This is a genomic window from Rhodoferax sp. ZS1R8, assembly GCF_056521325.1.
Map to the genome: position 1 here is coordinate 66,467 of NZ_JBWMBA010000007.1, position 14,626 is coordinate 81,092.

At 62.0% G+C, this 14,626-nt stretch carries 14 protein-coding genes; 4 read left to right on the top strand and 10 right to left on the bottom strand.

The window, feature by feature from the left end:
- The 10 genes from AC097P_RS20995 to bioB form a co-directional block, all read right to left on the bottom strand.
- Positions 1 to 1,233 (bottom strand): AAA family ATPase, encoded by a 1,233-nt coding sequence (locus AC097P_RS20995; RefSeq protein ID WP_479612390.1) that lies wholly within the window; start codon positions 1,231 to 1,233, stop codon positions 1 to 3.
- 112 nt (positions 1,234 to 1,345) lie between these two features.
- A complete protein-coding gene (locus tag AC097P_RS21000; protein ID WP_479612391.1) occupies positions 1,346 to 4,753 on the bottom strand; it encodes an ATP-binding protein in 3,408 nt (1,135 codons plus the stop codon).
- On the bottom strand, positions 4,746 to 5,414 hold the full coding sequence (locus tag AC097P_RS21005) for a DUF4194 domain-containing protein (protein ID WP_479612392.1): 669 nt from the start codon (positions 5,412 to 5,414) through the stop codon (positions 4,746 to 4,748). The genes AC097P_RS21000 and AC097P_RS21005 overlap by 8 nt, the downstream gene beginning before the upstream one ends.
- Before the next feature lie 23 nt (positions 5,415 to 5,437).
- Positions 5,438 to 5,854 (bottom strand): type II toxin-antitoxin system VapC family toxin, encoded by a 417-nt coding sequence (locus AC097P_RS21010; RefSeq protein ID WP_479612393.1) that lies wholly within the window; start codon positions 5,852 to 5,854, stop codon positions 5,438 to 5,440.
- On the bottom strand, positions 5,851 to 6,087 hold the full coding sequence (locus tag AC097P_RS21015) for an AbrB/MazE/SpoVT family DNA-binding domain-containing protein (RefSeq protein WP_479612394.1): 237 nt from the start codon (positions 6,085 to 6,087) through the stop codon (positions 5,851 to 5,853). Before AC097P_RS21015 ends, AC097P_RS21010 begins: the two co-directional genes overlap by 4 nt.
- Before the next feature lie 59 nt (positions 6,088 to 6,146).
- Positions 6,147 to 7,634 carry a DUF3375 domain-containing protein gene (locus AC097P_RS21020; protein ID WP_479612395.1) on the bottom strand — a complete coding sequence of 496 codons (1,488 nt, stop codon included), beginning with the start codon at positions 7,632 to 7,634 and terminating at the stop codon, positions 6,147 to 6,149.
- A gap of 7 nt (positions 7,635 to 7,641) precedes the next feature.
- Entirely contained in the window at positions 7,642 to 7,737 is a 96-nt protein-coding gene (locus AC097P_RS21025; protein ID WP_479612396.1) for a toxin-antitoxin system HicB family antitoxin, read from the bottom strand.
- A gap of 72 nt (positions 7,738 to 7,809) precedes the next feature.
- Positions 7,810 to 8,826, bottom strand: a complete 1,017-nt coding sequence (locus AC097P_RS21030; RefSeq protein ID WP_479612397.1) for an aminotransferase class I/II-fold pyridoxal phosphate-dependent enzyme — start codon at positions 8,824 to 8,826, stop codon at positions 7,810 to 7,812.
- Positions 8,823 to 9,830: an adenosylcobinamide-phosphate synthase CbiB gene (gene cbiB / locus AC097P_RS21035; protein WP_479612398.1), complete on the bottom strand. Its 1,008-nt coding sequence runs from the start codon at positions 9,828 to 9,830 to the stop codon at positions 8,823 to 8,825. The genes AC097P_RS21030 and cbiB overlap by 4 nt, the downstream gene beginning before the upstream one ends.
- A 63-nt stretch (positions 9,831 to 9,893) precedes the next feature.
- Entirely contained in the window at positions 9,894 to 10,949 is a 1,056-nt protein-coding gene (bioB, locus tag AC097P_RS21040) for a biotin synthase BioB (protein WP_479612399.1), read from the bottom strand.
- A gap of 373 nt (positions 10,950 to 11,322) precedes the next feature.
- Between bioB and cobG the strand changes: the two genes are divergently transcribed.
- From cobG to cobJ, 4 genes are read left to right on the top strand one after another with little or no spacing between them, the layout of a single operon-like run.
- The gene (gene cobG, locus AC097P_RS21045) at positions 11,323 to 12,531 is read left to right on the top strand and encodes a precorrin-3B synthase (protein ID WP_479612400.1); all 1,209 of its coding nucleotides are present in this window, start codon (positions 11,323 to 11,325) and stop codon (positions 12,529 to 12,531) included.
- Positions 12,515 to 13,147: a precorrin-8X methylmutase gene (locus tag AC097P_RS21050; protein WP_479612401.1), complete on the top strand. Its 633-nt coding sequence runs from the start codon at positions 12,515 to 12,517 to the stop codon at positions 13,145 to 13,147. The genes cobG and AC097P_RS21050 overlap by 17 nt, the downstream gene beginning before the upstream one ends.
- Positions 13,147 to 13,878 (top strand): precorrin-2 C(20)-methyltransferase, encoded by a 732-nt coding sequence (locus AC097P_RS21055; protein ID WP_479612402.1) that lies wholly within the window; start codon positions 13,147 to 13,149, stop codon positions 13,876 to 13,878. The genes AC097P_RS21050 and AC097P_RS21055 overlap by 1 nt, the downstream gene beginning before the upstream one ends.
- Positions 13,875 to 14,624: a precorrin-3B C(17)-methyltransferase gene (gene cobJ / locus AC097P_RS21060; RefSeq protein ID WP_479612403.1), complete on the top strand. Its 750-nt coding sequence runs from the start codon at positions 13,875 to 13,877 to the stop codon at positions 14,622 to 14,624. Before AC097P_RS21055 ends, cobJ begins: the two co-directional genes overlap by 4 nt.
- The last annotated feature ends 2 nt before the right edge of the window (positions 14,625 to 14,626 follow it).

Here is a 14,626-nt window from a genome sequence, read left to right on the forward strand (position 1 = left end):
CTAACGCGCCTCCAGGTAGTCGCTGTACCACAGGCCGCCCAGCGGCAAACCCTCTTCCACCAAGTTTTTAACAATCTCCAAATCAGAGACCCGTCGTATCACCGAATACCCGTCTGCGCCTTTCTCAAGGATCCAGACCTCTTCTGGCGACAGGGCATCGACAAAATACGGTTGATGCGTCGTCACAAAGATCTGAGGCGCATTTTTCTTGCCATTGGCATGGCTGCGGAATTCTTGCGCCAACGCCTCAAGCAGCTTGTGGTACAGGCCGTTCTCGGGCTCCTCAATGCAGATAAACGGTGGCGGCTCGGGGTCGTCCATCAACAGCAAGTAGGCAAACACTTTGAGAGTACCGTCGGACATCTGCTGCGCGAAGAAAGGGTCTGCAAACGCTCCATCATTGAAGCGCAGCAGCAAGCGCTTGTCTTGGGTTTCCTGCGTGTCTATGCTAGTAATGCCGGGGATTTTGGCTGCTATACGGTCTAGTACGGTCTTGAATCTATCCTTATGTTCCCGTGCCATGAACTGCACCACATTGCCAATGTTGTCGCCATGGCTGTTTAAATGCTTCTGCGGACCTGCCGTAGGAAGGCTGCGGGCAGCATCCGGGTAAAAGTACGACAAGTACCACCCCTTGAGAAAGTCTCGAAAACGCTTAATGCGAGGATGTTCTTTGAGGGTTCCCAAGGTGGCAATGCCCAGCTGCCGCAGATCGGTCAACTCGACCAAGGTCTGAGCACGGTCTTCTTCCCCGCCCTCCACCTCTACCGCCTCCTCTCCAGCCCAAACCACTCCCTTGCCATGACTCAGGCGAAGGAACGGATAGGGGCGACCATAACTTTGCCCTTTACGCCGTTGCCGGAGTACCTCGGACTCAATGAAAGGGCGACCGGTTTCGTCCAACGCAATCGACAGCTCATAAGTCATTGGTCGTTCACCTGTGGCCTCCCGGTAATAGATTTCAAACCGAATCGGTTCGGTCGTGCCCCTGGAACGTAACCGTTCGTAGCCACCGCGCTGCTTCATGTCGCAGGCCTGCTCCACGTCGTGTGCCAAGCAGTCGGCCACAAATCCGAAGGCGTCAAACAAGGTGCTCTTACCCACTCCGTTTTTTCCGATCACTACGGTAAATGGCGTCAACGGTGCACCGCCCTGCTGCGACGAGAGCTTGCCCAACGTTACGTCGCGCAACGCGCGGTAGTTTTGAACGCGAAAACCTTCGATCAATGCCATGTTCTGTCCTTCTTGGGGCTTGCACCCGAGCCATCACTTCAAATCTTGTTTGGCCGCAACTGTTCGGAAAAACCGAACGATTGGAGTGTCGTGTCTTGAAACCATATCCAGTCTACTTCGCCAACCCTACCCGACTCTTCTCCGCCCGATACTCGTCAATACTCAAATTGCGCAACTTGGAGTCCCGCCCTTCCTCGTTGTGCACAAATCCCACGCTGGACACATAGGGTTCGATGATGTGGATTTTTTGCAGCGGGGTGACGATCAGCAGTTGCAGGTTGAGTTGCTGGAACAGCTTCAAGCCGTATTGTGCGGACTCGTCCGAGCCGCGGCCAAAGGCTTCGTCGATCACGACGAAGCGGAAGCTGCGGGATCGCTTTTCGCCCCAGGCCAGACCGAATTGGTAAGCCAGGCTGGCGGCCAGAATGGTGTAGGCCAGTTTCTCTTTTTGACCGCCGGACTTGCCGCCCGAGTCTGAGTAGTGCTCGTGCTCGCGGTCGTCTTCGCGCCACCGTTCGCTGGCGGCGAACACAAACCAGTTGCGCACGTCGGTTACCTTGGCGGTCCAGCGCCGGTCTTGTTCGCCCTGCCCTTCACGGCCGCGCAGGCGTTCGATAATGTGTTTGACTTGCAGGAACTTGGCTTCGGAATACTGGCTCTCATCGCTGTTGCTATTGTTGGAGCCCGACAGTGAACCTTCCAGGCAGGCGCGCAGCTCGGTTTGGAAGTCGCGCACCTCGGCGTCGGTTGCCAACTGCGCCTCCAGCACGATGTAGCGACCGGGGTTGTAGTCGATCTGGGTCAGCGACTGGTTGATGCGGGCAATGCGTTCCTTGATGGTTTCGCGCTCGCGGTTCAGTTGTGAATGGAAATGCGCCACCTCGCGGATGGTGTTCTCGTTGAGCAGCTCCTTGAAGCGCGCCTCAAAACGTGGCAAGTCATCCGCCGCCAGTTTGTCGAGCAGCGTGCGGTAGTCGCCAGCCGCCTCCACCGCCACATCAACCTCTTGGGTTTCCAACGGGTAACGGGTGCTGAAGCTGCGCATGGCGTCAATGATTTTGTCGCGCAGGCGTTTGATGCGGCCATCGTCGGCATCAATCGTTTTTTGCAAGCCGTCGCGCATTTCGCGTTCGCGGTTGTCGCAGGATTCGATGGTCAGCGAGTGTTCGCCCAGTATTTCGCTTTGCAAACTGACCAGGCGCAGTGTTACAGGGTCTTGCGCCCCACGCCAGTGGCCACGCAGCGCCTCGGTTTGGCCGCGCAGGGCTTGCAGGTCGCTGATTTTTTGTTCGGTCTTGGCACGGCGCTCACGTTGCTCGGCCAACTGCATTTCGGTGGCCTGTAGCTCGGCCTCCAAGTCGGCCAGGCTTTTGGTTAGGGCTTGCAATACGTCGGAAGCTGCCTTGAGCGCAGCCAACTCGTCCGCCAGCTTGGCCACCTCCAGCGCAATGGCCTGCCAATCGAGTTCGGCGTAGTCGCGGTATTCGACCAGTTTGGCCAAGGTGTTCAGCCGTTCTTTGATGTCGTCCTGCGCGCGGCCCACATCCGCCAATTGTTTGCCGGTATGGGCCAGGCGCGCTTCGAGCCCCCCTTTTTTACCATTCAGCGCGTCCAGCTTGGCGGTATTGCTCCAACCCAGCACGTAGCGGCTACGGTCGTCAATGCGGTGTCGGTCATCTTTCTCATGACGCTCGCCGCCTTTGCTCTGGCCGGCGCGGGTGATGGCCTTGGGCTCGCGGCGAAACTGCTCCTGGGTGCTGCAACACACCACGTTGAAACGCTGCCACACCGCTTGCTCCAGCCAGGCGTAAAACGGCGAATCGGGCTTGATCGTGAGCTTGCGTACCAGCGCATCGGCGTGTGCCGATGGCAGATCCGCCGGTTTGGCCACGCGCACACAAAAGTACACCAAGCGGCCCTTGAGGTGCGTCTGGTCCACCCATTCGGCCACTCGGGCGTAGTGCGCCTCCGGCACCAACAAGGACAGCGCAAAGTTGTGCATCAAACGCTCGGCTGCGCCTTCCCAATCACGCTCCCCGTCGCGCACCTCGATCAACTCCCCGGCAAAGGGCATGCTGTCTTCGCGCAGTTGCAGGGCCTGGCACAGGGCGGTGCGCATGGCGATTTGCTGCGCGTCGATATTGCTGCGCCGACCTTGCAGGCTGGTGATTTCTGCGCTCAGGGCGTCGTGTTCTTGCCGCCCTTGGGCAAAAGCCACGCCCAATTCGTTGCGCAGGTTTTGCAACTCCACCGCGCGGTCGCTCTCCACGGTGTGTTTTTGCACACAGGTTTGCTGCTGCACCAACAGGTCTTCCGCACTACCCACTTGCAGCAGGCTGAGCTTGCGGCGCAGTTCGTCGTAGCGCGCGGCATTGGTTTTGCGCCGTGCCATTTCCAACTGTCGACGCGCAATCTCGGCGTCCAGGTGGGCGATGCGGTCGCCACCGCTGTGGGCAATGCTCAGGCGCAGCTCGCGCTCTTGAATTTGTTGACCGGTTTTGCGCGCTTCCAGCCGTTCGACCTTGGTGCTTTCGCTGTTGAAATTGTCGGCCAACGTCTCCAGCCGCGTATCAATCAACGCCAGCTTGAGCCCGGCAAAGTGGGGTTTGAGGGCGTCACGGCAGGCCCGCAGTTCGTCAATACCAGCCACCAGCGCGGCATGGCGGTCGCAGTCTGCCACCAGCGGCGTCAGCAACTCCACCTGCTGCTTGGCCTTGAGCACGGCCTCATGGGCGCGGTTCAAATCGTCAAAGTGCGCAATCAGACCTGCAATGCGCGGCGACACGTCAAAGGGTTCTAGCATGTGGTGGCGCACAAAGTCGGTTAGGTTGCCGACCGACTTCATCGACACGGTTTGGTGAAACAGCTCCAGCGCCTGTTCACCCTCAATGCCAAAACGGCGACGGAAATGCGCGCCATAGGGCGGAAAACTGTCAAACAACTCCACGCCGTTCTTACGCAGGCGTTTGCGCAATTGCGGTATCTCGGTGCCAAAGTGGGCAAAGTCACCGGCCACGGACAGGGGTTTTTCGGCAACGGCATAAAAGCGCTCGGGTTGGCCGCCCGCGTCCTTGATCCAGAACACCTGCGCCAGCGTCACCGTTTGGTCAAACCCGGCGTTGTGGAACACACCCAGAATCACCGAGTAGTTGGTCTGGTCGCGCAGGGCCACCGGTTTGGCGTTGCCACTGATCTCGTTGCGTTCGGATTTGTAGTGGCCCAGCACATAGGAGCGCAACGAGCGTTCACGCGCATCGGCCCCTGCGGCCTTGTTGTAGGCAATGCGCTGGGCGGGCACCAGCAGGGTGGTGATGGCGTCGACCAAGGTGGACTTGCCGGAGCCAATATCGCCGGTCAGCAGGCCGTTCTTGCCACCCAGCTCCAAGGTCCAAACTTTTTTATCGAAGGTGCCCCAGTTCAGGACTTCCAGCCGTTGCAGGCGAAAGCCGGATAGGGAATCGAGGGGGCTGAAATCAAGTTCAGGCGCAGTCTGCTTCTCTGATGTGGTTCCATCACTCATCGGAGGCCCCTGCTTCAGGCTCTGCCAGTTGCGCCCGGTAGGCTGCGAGCCGCAAATCAAAGTCCGCCAGCCATTGCGCATCCACAAAGGCCTTAAGAATGCGACGCACCTCGTACACCGGCTCTTGCGCCGTCCGGCCCACACTGCTGGCCTGGGGCTTCAAGCGCCGCACAAAGCCCAGGTCAATGATCTTGTTCAAGTAGGTTTCCACCTGATCCATCAAACGCGATTCGTTAGAGCCAGCGGGCAGGAAGACGCGAATCAACTCCACCACCGCATCGCGCGACAAAATCAAGCGGGTGTCACCACCACTGGCGTCGAATTCGGCCAGCTTCTTGCGAAGCAGCGCCAGCAGCAGGCTGACCTGAAAACTCAAGGGCCTGCGCGCCACCAGACGCGGCAGCTTGGGCGCATCTTCGTCGGGCACCGGGCGTGAACGCAAAAAGGCATACCCCTCGGCCTCGTCCAACACGAGGTCCAGCGCGAGCACAGCCACGTAGTCGCGTACGCGCGCTTGGAGCTTGAGCAACGCGTCCCAGGCCTGGGGGTCTTCATCGCGGTACAACACGCTTTTGAGCAGCGGGATGACGAGGCTGGTCAGGTCGTATTGCGGCGCTTTGGCACTTGCCTCCAACGCCTCGATGTCAACTTCATTTGTCATAACAAGAGCTTTCGCATCGTTTGTCATGGAGTCAACAGCTTGACCGGCGGCTTCCAGCCTTTCGCAGCGGCCCGCTTGGCAAACTTCTTGTCATCAAACGTGGCCATGCTGGCGCAATGGCGGGATGACGCATGGTGCAATGCATCGGCAAAGTCGAAACCATCGCCCAAAGCCGCAGTGGCCAGTTCTACCGCCACACGGTCTTCGACATCAACATTGGGTAGGGTCAGCAAGTGCAACAGCACGGTCAACACGTCTTTGGGCGGACTCTTGTAATAGCCTCTGAGCACCCACTCCAACTCCAGCACAACCGACTTGCTGACGAATAGCGACTTGCCGCTTTCCAACAACTTTCTAGCCGCCAAACTTTGTTTTTGCGACGGCGCATCGGCGCTGGCAACGTAGTAGCGGGCCAATACATTGGTATCCAGCCCAATCATGGTACGTCGGCAAGCAGGCTGGCGACATCAAAATCCGCAGACACGCCCTTGCGTCGGCTCTGGATCAGACCGAAGCCGCTGGGTTCCGCCTGGCGGGGTGAGCGTGCAGGCCGCAAAGCGATGTGATCACCTTCAATGGCAAAGGTGATGGCCATGCCTTGCTTGAGTCCGAAATGTTGGCGTACATCACGGGGTATCGTGACTTGCCCCTTGCTCGTCAGAGTAGTTTGCATGGCAATGCTCCAAAAGTATTACGCGGTAATACTAGCATGATTGCCTCCTTCGCATCCTCTCAACTTCTCACAAAAATGACGCGTGGCAGTTGGGCTCGGCGAATGACGGGGGCATGCCCGTTCTGCGTTGTCTCTGGTGCGTCCGGCATCTGCCACTCCACCGACTCCAACGTGGTGTCATCCACCACGGAGTTCGGTGCTTCACTGGCCAATTGCAGATACGCCACCAGCTCGCCCAATCCCTGCTCCAGCGGCCGCGTTTGCAGCAACTCACCCAGGCTGACTTGGGCGCGGGTTTGCAGGGACTGGCGGATGTGGCCGGCCAAAACCGCCTTGTCCACCCGCACCTGCGAGTACAGGGCGGCAGCATCCAGATCCGCGTCACCCACCTCCAGCGCCACGTTGGCAATCACGGTCTTCACGGCGGGGTTGTACAACGGCCGCTCCATCGGCAACTCCAAGCTGGCCGTTAAGTCGTCGACCGCCGCGAAGTTACCCACCGGGGCGGTATCGCGCACCGCCAGCGCCTTGGCCTCGATGCCACGCAAAATGTCCATGATGCGGCGGTTCTCCAGCCAGGCCTGGTCGTCCAAGAAGCGGCGCAATTGCTGCGACAGCTGTGCCACCGTGGCCTGCGCGTGTTCGCCCGCTTCCAGCCAGTCGTAGTGCACACGTTTGAGCCGCAGGTCCGGCGACAACGCCGCCACGGGGGGCAGTTGCAACACACGTTCCAGCAGCCGAGTCAGTTCTTCCTGGCGCGACTGAGACATCAAAAAGTCCCAGAAGGCGCGAAAACTCTTGCCCTGGTCCGAGTCGGCAATGGCGTCGCGTTCGCCCATGATCTCTTCCAACAACGCGCCCTTGGTCCCGTCCCATAGCGCAATGCGCTCGCGCACTTTTCGGTCAAGGCCGCGAAAGTTGTATTCCACCTCACGAAAGTCTGTCAACAGTTCGCGCGCCAGGCCGGTGAACTGCTGGAAGCGCTCTTTCAGCGCGGTGTCGTCCAGCAGGGGCATCTCGCCACTACTCACGCGCGCAATCTCGGCATCAATCTCGTCGCGTTTTTTGTACAATTCTTTCAGGCGTGTTTCCGGGTTGGTGTCACTACCCTCGCTCATTTGTTTGAGCAATTCAAACAGCGTGAGCAACCGCGACTCGGTGCCGACAAAGGCGCGCTCCGTCAGGCTGGTGAGCCAGGCCAAGGCGCGCTCGGTGGCCGGGGTTAAATCAAAGTGTGGTTCATCCGAACCTGCGGGGTAAAACTTGCGCAACCAGCCTTTTTCATTGGCGGCCCAGTCTTTCAAATATTCTTGGGCGGACTTGGGGAACGGTGCTGTACCGCCGCGCGCTGCTGCCTGTTCGCGCACGCCAAACAAGGTGTCCTCCAGCGCCTCCACCAGGTCCGACTGCGCCATCACCCGCATATTGGGCGTGATGAATGCGCGGTGCAAGAAGCTGCCGATGAGCGGTGCGTGCTCGGCCGTCAGCAAACGCCAGGCGGGGTGTTGGCGACGCAGGGCGTCGAGCGTGGTGTAGTCGAGAGTCACGATCTCATCAACGGGTATGGTTCACCGAAATGCCGTCTTTGCGCGCCAGCGCTTTGATGCTTTCGTGCACCGAGTGGGGTAAGCGAATCGTCAATGCAGTCATGTCATTGCTCCTCCTTCTTCAAACCATTCAAAGAATCACCCGGCGTGGCGGCTGGCACACCAAACGGTTTGCTCATGCTACTTTACGGCTATTGAGAGCGACTTGCAGCGCATCCTGTGCTGCTGGCCACAGCACCCCCACCCGAACCCAACCGGGCAAGCCAAACGAGGTGGCGTCGCGCAGCTTGATGCCCTGCGCGCGCAACTGCACGCACAGCGCTACCGCGTCCATACCGGCCGGTGGCTGGGCGCAAAAAAATGGGGTGTCGCTGGGCTGCACTGTCCAGCCCGCATCTTGCAACAACTGGATCTGCCGCAGCTTCCAGCCGCGCAGGGTCTGCAGGCTGGTGTTCAACCAGGCTTGCGTGTCGGCTTGCACCCAGCTTTGCAGCAGCGCGACACCATGGGCACCCAGCGGCCAAGATGCGCACAGGCCGTTCACCGTAGCCACGTCCTGCGCGCTGCCGAGTGGCGCAATCGCGTACGCGGCGCGCACGCCCGTCAGGCCTAGGGCTTTGTTGGGCGTGTAGAGCTGCCACAACCGGTCGCGCTGCGCGTTGGTCCACGGGGAGCTGCCGCTGAGCCGCAGCGGCGCATAGGCGCAGTCCAGCACCTGCACGGTGGCGGCGCTCGTTGCCCCATCAGCGGCTACGGATTGTCCCAGTGGGCTGGACGGATCAGCATGCCATTGCAATGCGGCCTCCTCATACCCAGTAGTGACAACCGACAATCCCCACGCAAGGGCGGCCTGTGCATAGTCGCCATAAGCACGCAAGGGCACGCGCACGGCTTGCCCGCCCTGCTGCCAGCCTTGTTGCCAACCTTGTTGCGTTACCCAGGCCGTGATTCGAAAAATGAACTCGCTGGCGCTGCCGGCCAGCACAATGCGGCCGGGTTCCACGCCGTGGAAGTCGGCCAGCTGTGCCTTCAATGCGGTATACGCGGGATCGGGGTAGCGGCTGGCATCGCACGCCTGCAATGCTGCCAGGGTGTGGGGGCATGGCCCGCAGGCGTTGCTGTTGGTGGAAAAGTCGTGCATCGGCACGCCCAGCGCGTCCGGCCCGCCGTGTGGAGTTGTGGCCACGCTCATTCTAGAAACCCAATCGCTACCAAAACAATAGCGGATAACGCAATACCGACGAGGGCTAGCAGTGCATTTGACGCAAAGCGGATTGCCCGGAGCGTGTCTTGCGCCTGTGGAGGGCTGGCATCGCCATTGAGCACATAGCCGCCCGGCTTGCCCAGGCGCACGCCCAGCGCCAGGGCCATGGCGGCCATGGGCCAGCCGCTGTTGGGGGAAGGTGTACAGGCGGCCTCGGTGCGCAACTTGGCGAGCGATACGCCGCCGCATACGACCACCAGCAGTAACGCGGTGATGCGGGCGGGCACCCAGGCCAGCACATCATCCGCCCGCGCCGCCCATTTGCCGGCCCAGGCCCAGTTGCGGCCCTGGCCGTCCTTAGGGTAGAGGCCTGGGTAGCCCCACATGGCGTCGGCCGTATTGGCAAAGCGAAACAGCGCCGCGCCCGGCAGGCCCAAGAGCGCAAACCAGAACAGCGGTGCGATGACGGAATCGTTCAGGTTTTCGGCCAGCGTCTCGATGGCGCTTTCGCGCACTTGGCTTTCGCTCAACGTGGTCACATCGCGGCTGACCAGCCAGCGCAGGCGCTCACGGCCGGCCTCCACTGAACCGGTCTGGGGATCACTGAGCGCACGCTCCACCGCGAGCACTTCGCTTTTCAGCAGTGCCCAGGCCAGCATCGGCTTGAGCATCAGGCCCAGCAGCACGGCGGCGCCGATTCCGCCGCACACTGTGTGTAGCCACACCGCACCGTTTTGCAACCCCACCGCCGCTATCAAAACAAGAGCGCCTTGCGCGCACCACACGAGGGCTGCGAGCCAGAACGCCTTGAGATCTCGGCTCAGAACCGGCTCTTGGCGGGTGTGAGACTGCACAAACCGCCCGGCCCAGCCCAGCATATTGCCCATCCACACCACCGGGTGCCAGCGCACAGCTGGTTCGCCCAACCAGCGGTCTACCGCCAAGGCCACCAGCACAGCCCCACCCAGCACGGTGGCCGGCAGCGCTGGCATGCCAAACAGGGACGGGTTCAAAACCACAGCAGGCGGTAGAGCTTGCTGGTTAAAGGCATGCCATTAGGGTTTGGCGACGGGCTGGCCCGTCTTCAAGCCCAAACGCGCCAACAAATCCAGATCCGAATTGCCGGCCGGGTTGGGCGTGGTCAACAACTTGTCGCCGTAGAAGATGGAATTGGCACCAGCCACAAAGCACAGGGCCTGCACCGCCTCAGACATGCTTTGGCGGCCGGCCGACAGGCGCACGCGCGCCTTGGGCATCGTGATGCGCGCCACGGCGATGGTGCGCACAAATTCCAGCGGGTCCAGGTCCGGCTGGTCGGCCAGCGGGGTGCCTTCTACCTTCACCAGATGGTTGATGGGCACGGATTCGGGGTACGGCGACAGGTTGGCCAACTCGGCAATCAAACCGGCGCGTTGCAGGCGCGATTCGCCCATGCCGACGATGCCGCCACAGCAGACGCTGACGCCCGCATTGCGCACGCGGGTCAGCGTGTCCAGGCGGTCCTGGTAGTCGCGCGTAGTGATGATGTCGCCGTAAAAATCGGGTGCGCTGTCCAGGTTGTGGTTGTAGTAGTCCAAGCCCGCATCGCGCAGGGTTTCGGCATGGCCATCGTTCAGCATGCCCAAGGTGGCGCACGACTCCAAACCCGTCGCCTTGACGGTCTTGACGAGCTCGGCCACGGCTTCGATATCGCGGTCTTTGGGGGCGCGCCAGGCTGCACCCATGCAGAAGCGCGTGGCGCCGGCGGCTTTGGCGGCCAACGCGGCTTCGCGCACAGCCTCCACGCCCATCAGCTTGCCGGCTTCAACACCGGTGTCAAAGTGCACGCTTTGTGGACAGTAGCCGCAATCTTCGGGGCAGCCGCCGGTCTTGACCGACAAGAGTGTCGCCAACTCGACCATATTGGGGTCAAAGTTGGCACGGTGCACGGTCTGCGCCTGGAACATCAGGTCGTTGAACGGCAGCTCCAGCAGGGCCTGGATCTCGGCCACGGTCCACACGCGCTGGCCCGCATCGGGGCGCTGTACTTTGACATGCGTTGGGGTTTTGTGCGGGGCATGGAAATGCAAGGGCTGGGTGGTCTCGGCGAAATGTGTAACGGTTTTAGTCATAGAGTTTCAACAGTGTCAACAGGTCAGGGCGCAGCGGATGTCCGGGTCGGCTGCGCATTGGGGTGCCCCGGGCGGCTGGCCCCAGGCATTGTCAAACAGCAAGTCATCCAGGGCGCTGCGTTTGGCCCAGCGCTCCCGCCCCGACGATGTAACCAAAGCCAAGGTTAGAAGAGGAAATACATTCGGTCATGGAAGATTTAAGAGAGCAGATCGCACAAGGGCGCGTCATCATAACTGCGCCAAGCGGCGCTCAACTTACTGGGGTAGCGCACAGGCTTTTCGTCGGGCGATGGATGCGATACTTACGGGCTTTGCAGACCCCGGGTTTGTATTAGTAAATTCTCAGACCGGGAACGCTATTCCCTTCCCTTACATGCCCGCCCACCCCGACACTACCAAGGCCACACACGCTACCCCCGCGGCGCACATCCAAGGCTGGTGCCCCGGGGCACTGCGCCCCATGCCATCTGGGGATGGGTTGGTGCTGCGCATTCGCCCGCCGCTGGGGCGTTTGACCCAGGCGCAAGGCCACGGCATTGCAGAGTTGGCGGCACGCTACGCACAACCGCTGTTGGACCTGACCAGCCGCGCCAACTTGCAACTCCGCGGCATTGCCGAGGCCAACTACCCTGTCCTGCTCGCTGGCCTGCAAGCCCTCGACTTGATTGACACCGATATCAACGCCGAATCGCGCCGCAACCTCCTCGTGTCCCCCTTGTGGGAGACGGACGACGGTACGCCAGACCTGGCGTGCTTGCTCACCGAGGCCTTGTCTCAGTCAACCGCCCCCCAAGTTCCCGCCAAATTTGGCTTTGCACTGGACTGTGGCCCTACCCCTGTGCTGCGCGGCTGCTCGGCCGACATCCGTCTGGAGCGCCATGCACAGGGCTTTTTGGTCTATGCCAACGGCAGCGCCCGCGGGGTAGTGGCCCATGCAGAGCATGCCATCGGGCACGCCGTGGAACTGGCGCACTGGTTCATCGCTGCTGGCGGCGCACCCTTGGGGCGTGGCCGCATGGCCCCTTTGGTTGCCCAAACGCCTGTTCCGTCCCATCTGGCAGACACCCCGGTGCCCCCCGGAAATGGGGCTTGCCCACCGTGGGGCCTTGTGCCAAAGGGTTGCGTGGTGGGCTTTGAATTCGGCCAGATGCCTGTGGAAACGCTGCGCGCACTGTCCGCCTTAAGCCCCTTGCGCCTCACTCCGTGGCGCAGTGTGCTGCTTGAAGGCGCCCAGAGCGTGCCCGCAATACCAACACGCTCCACACTCATCACCCACGCCGACGATGTGCGTCTGCGCGTCAGCGCCTGCACCGGTGCGCCCGGCTGCCCCCAGGCCGCCGCACCGACGCGGGAGCTGGCCCACGCGCTGGCGCCCCTGGTTCCGCCCAGTTACCGGCTGCACGTATCGGGCTGCAGCAAAGGCTGCGCACACCCGCAAGCTGCACTCACGCTGGTGGCCACGTCCGCAGGGTTTGATCTGATACAACACGGCACTGCCGCATCCCCCCCGGATGCGCGCCATCTGAGTCCAGCGGCCATCGCCGTCCATCTACAACAGCTAGCGCATGCGCCACACCTATGAGACCGATGGCGATGCCATCTACCGACAGTCTTTTGCCATCATCCGGGCTGAAGCCGACCTCAGCCGATTCAGCGCCACTGAAGAGCTGGCCGTCGTCCGCATGGTCCACGCCACCGGCATGGTCGGGCTAGAGGCCCATGTGCGCTTTACCGACGGCATGGCTGACGCTGCCCGAGCTGCACTGGAGGCGGGTGCCCCTATCCTGTGCGATGTGCGCATGGTGAGCGAAGGCATCACCCGCAGCCGCCTGCCTGCCGACAATGCCGTTATTTGTACCCTGCAAGACCCCAGCGTGCGCGATCTGGCGCAACGCCTGGGCACCACACGCAGCGCGGCTGCGCTGGAACTGTGGCGCCCGCATCTGGCCGGTGCCGTAGTCGCCATCGGCAATGCGCCCACCGCGCTGTTTCACCTGCTCAACATGCTGCAAGACCCCGCCTGCCCGCGCCCTGCGGCCGTCATCGGCTGCCCGGTAGGCTTTGTGGGCGCTGCCGAATCCAAAGCCGCGCTGATGGCTGCGCCCCCCGCCCCCGCCATGGCGGTGCTGGGCCGCCTGGGTGGCAGCGCCATCACAGTTGCAGCGGTGAACGCACTGGCCTGCCGGAGGGAAATCTGATGGGCCGCATCCTCTGCGCCGGTTTAGGCCCCGGTGACCCGGACTTGATGAGCGTGCGCTCCGACCGCGCCATCCGCGCTGCCCGCCACGTGGCCTACTTTCGCAAAAAAGGCCGCCCCGGCCAGGCCCGCCGCATTGTGGAAGGCATGCTTGCCCCCGATGTGGTCGAGTACCCCATGGAATACCCGGTTACCACCGAGCTGCCCTTTGACAGCCCCGAGTACATCCACTGCCTGGCCACGTTTTATGACCACTGGGCTAAGCGCCTGGCCGAACTGGCCCAGACGCAGGACGTGCTGGTGCTGTGCGAGGGGGACCCGTTTTTCTACGGCTCTTTCATGCACCTCTACACCCGCCTGCAGGGCCGCACCACGGTGGAAGTGATACCCGGCATCCCGGGCATGGTGGGCTGCTGGTCGGCCACGGGGGTGCCCATCACCTGGGGCGATGACGTGATGACGGTGCTGATGGGTACCTTGCCCGAAGATGAGTTGGTGCACCATATGCAGGGTGCGGATGCCCTTGTCATCATGAAAACCGGCCGCAACCTGCCCCGCGTGCGCCGCGCACTGGCCGCAGCAGGCCGCCTGGAACAGGCTTGGCTGGTAGAGCGCGGCACCATGCCCGGTGAGCGCGTGCTCAAACTGGCAGAGGCTGACGGCAGCGACTGCCCTTACTTCGCCATCGTGCTGGTGCATGGCAGCGGCCGCCGCCCCGAGGTGCAGGAATGAACCGGAATAGTTTGAAGGGATGGCTCTGCATCGCAGGCCTGGGGCCCGGCGACCCGCAACTGGTAACGCCCGAAGTGACGGCCGCCCTTGACGCCGCCACCGACATCGTGGGCTACATCCCCTACGTGGCCCGCATCGCACCGCGCCCTGGCCTCACCCTGCATGCGTCTGACAACCGGGTCGAGATGGACCGCGCCCGCGCGGCGCTGCAAATGGCCTCTGAAGGCAAGCAAGTGGTCATCGTGTCCTCCGGCGACCCCGGTGTGTTTGCGATGGCCGCCGCCGTGTTTGAAGCGCTGGAAGGCCGCCCTGAGTGGCAGGCACTGGACATACGCGTGCTGTCCGGCATCACCGCCATGCTGGCGGCGGCAGCCAAAGCCGGTGCGCCCTTGGGTCACGACTTCTGCGCCATCAACCTCAGCGACAACCTCAAACCTGCCGAACTGATCGAAACCCGCGTGCGCGCCGCCGCCATGGCCGACTTTGCGATGGCGTTCTACAACCCCCGCTCGGCCAGCCGCCCGCACACTTTCGGCCGCATGCTAGAGGTATTGCGCGAGACCTGCGGACCCGACCGGCTCATCACCTTTGCCCGCGCTGTAAGTACGCCGAACGAAGTGCTGCAGACTGTACGTTTGGCAGAGGCAACCCCCGAGATGGCTGACATGCGCACCGTGGTCATCGTAGGCAACAGCGCCACACGCCGGGTGGGCCGCTTTGTCTACACACCGCGCTCTTCGCTATGAAG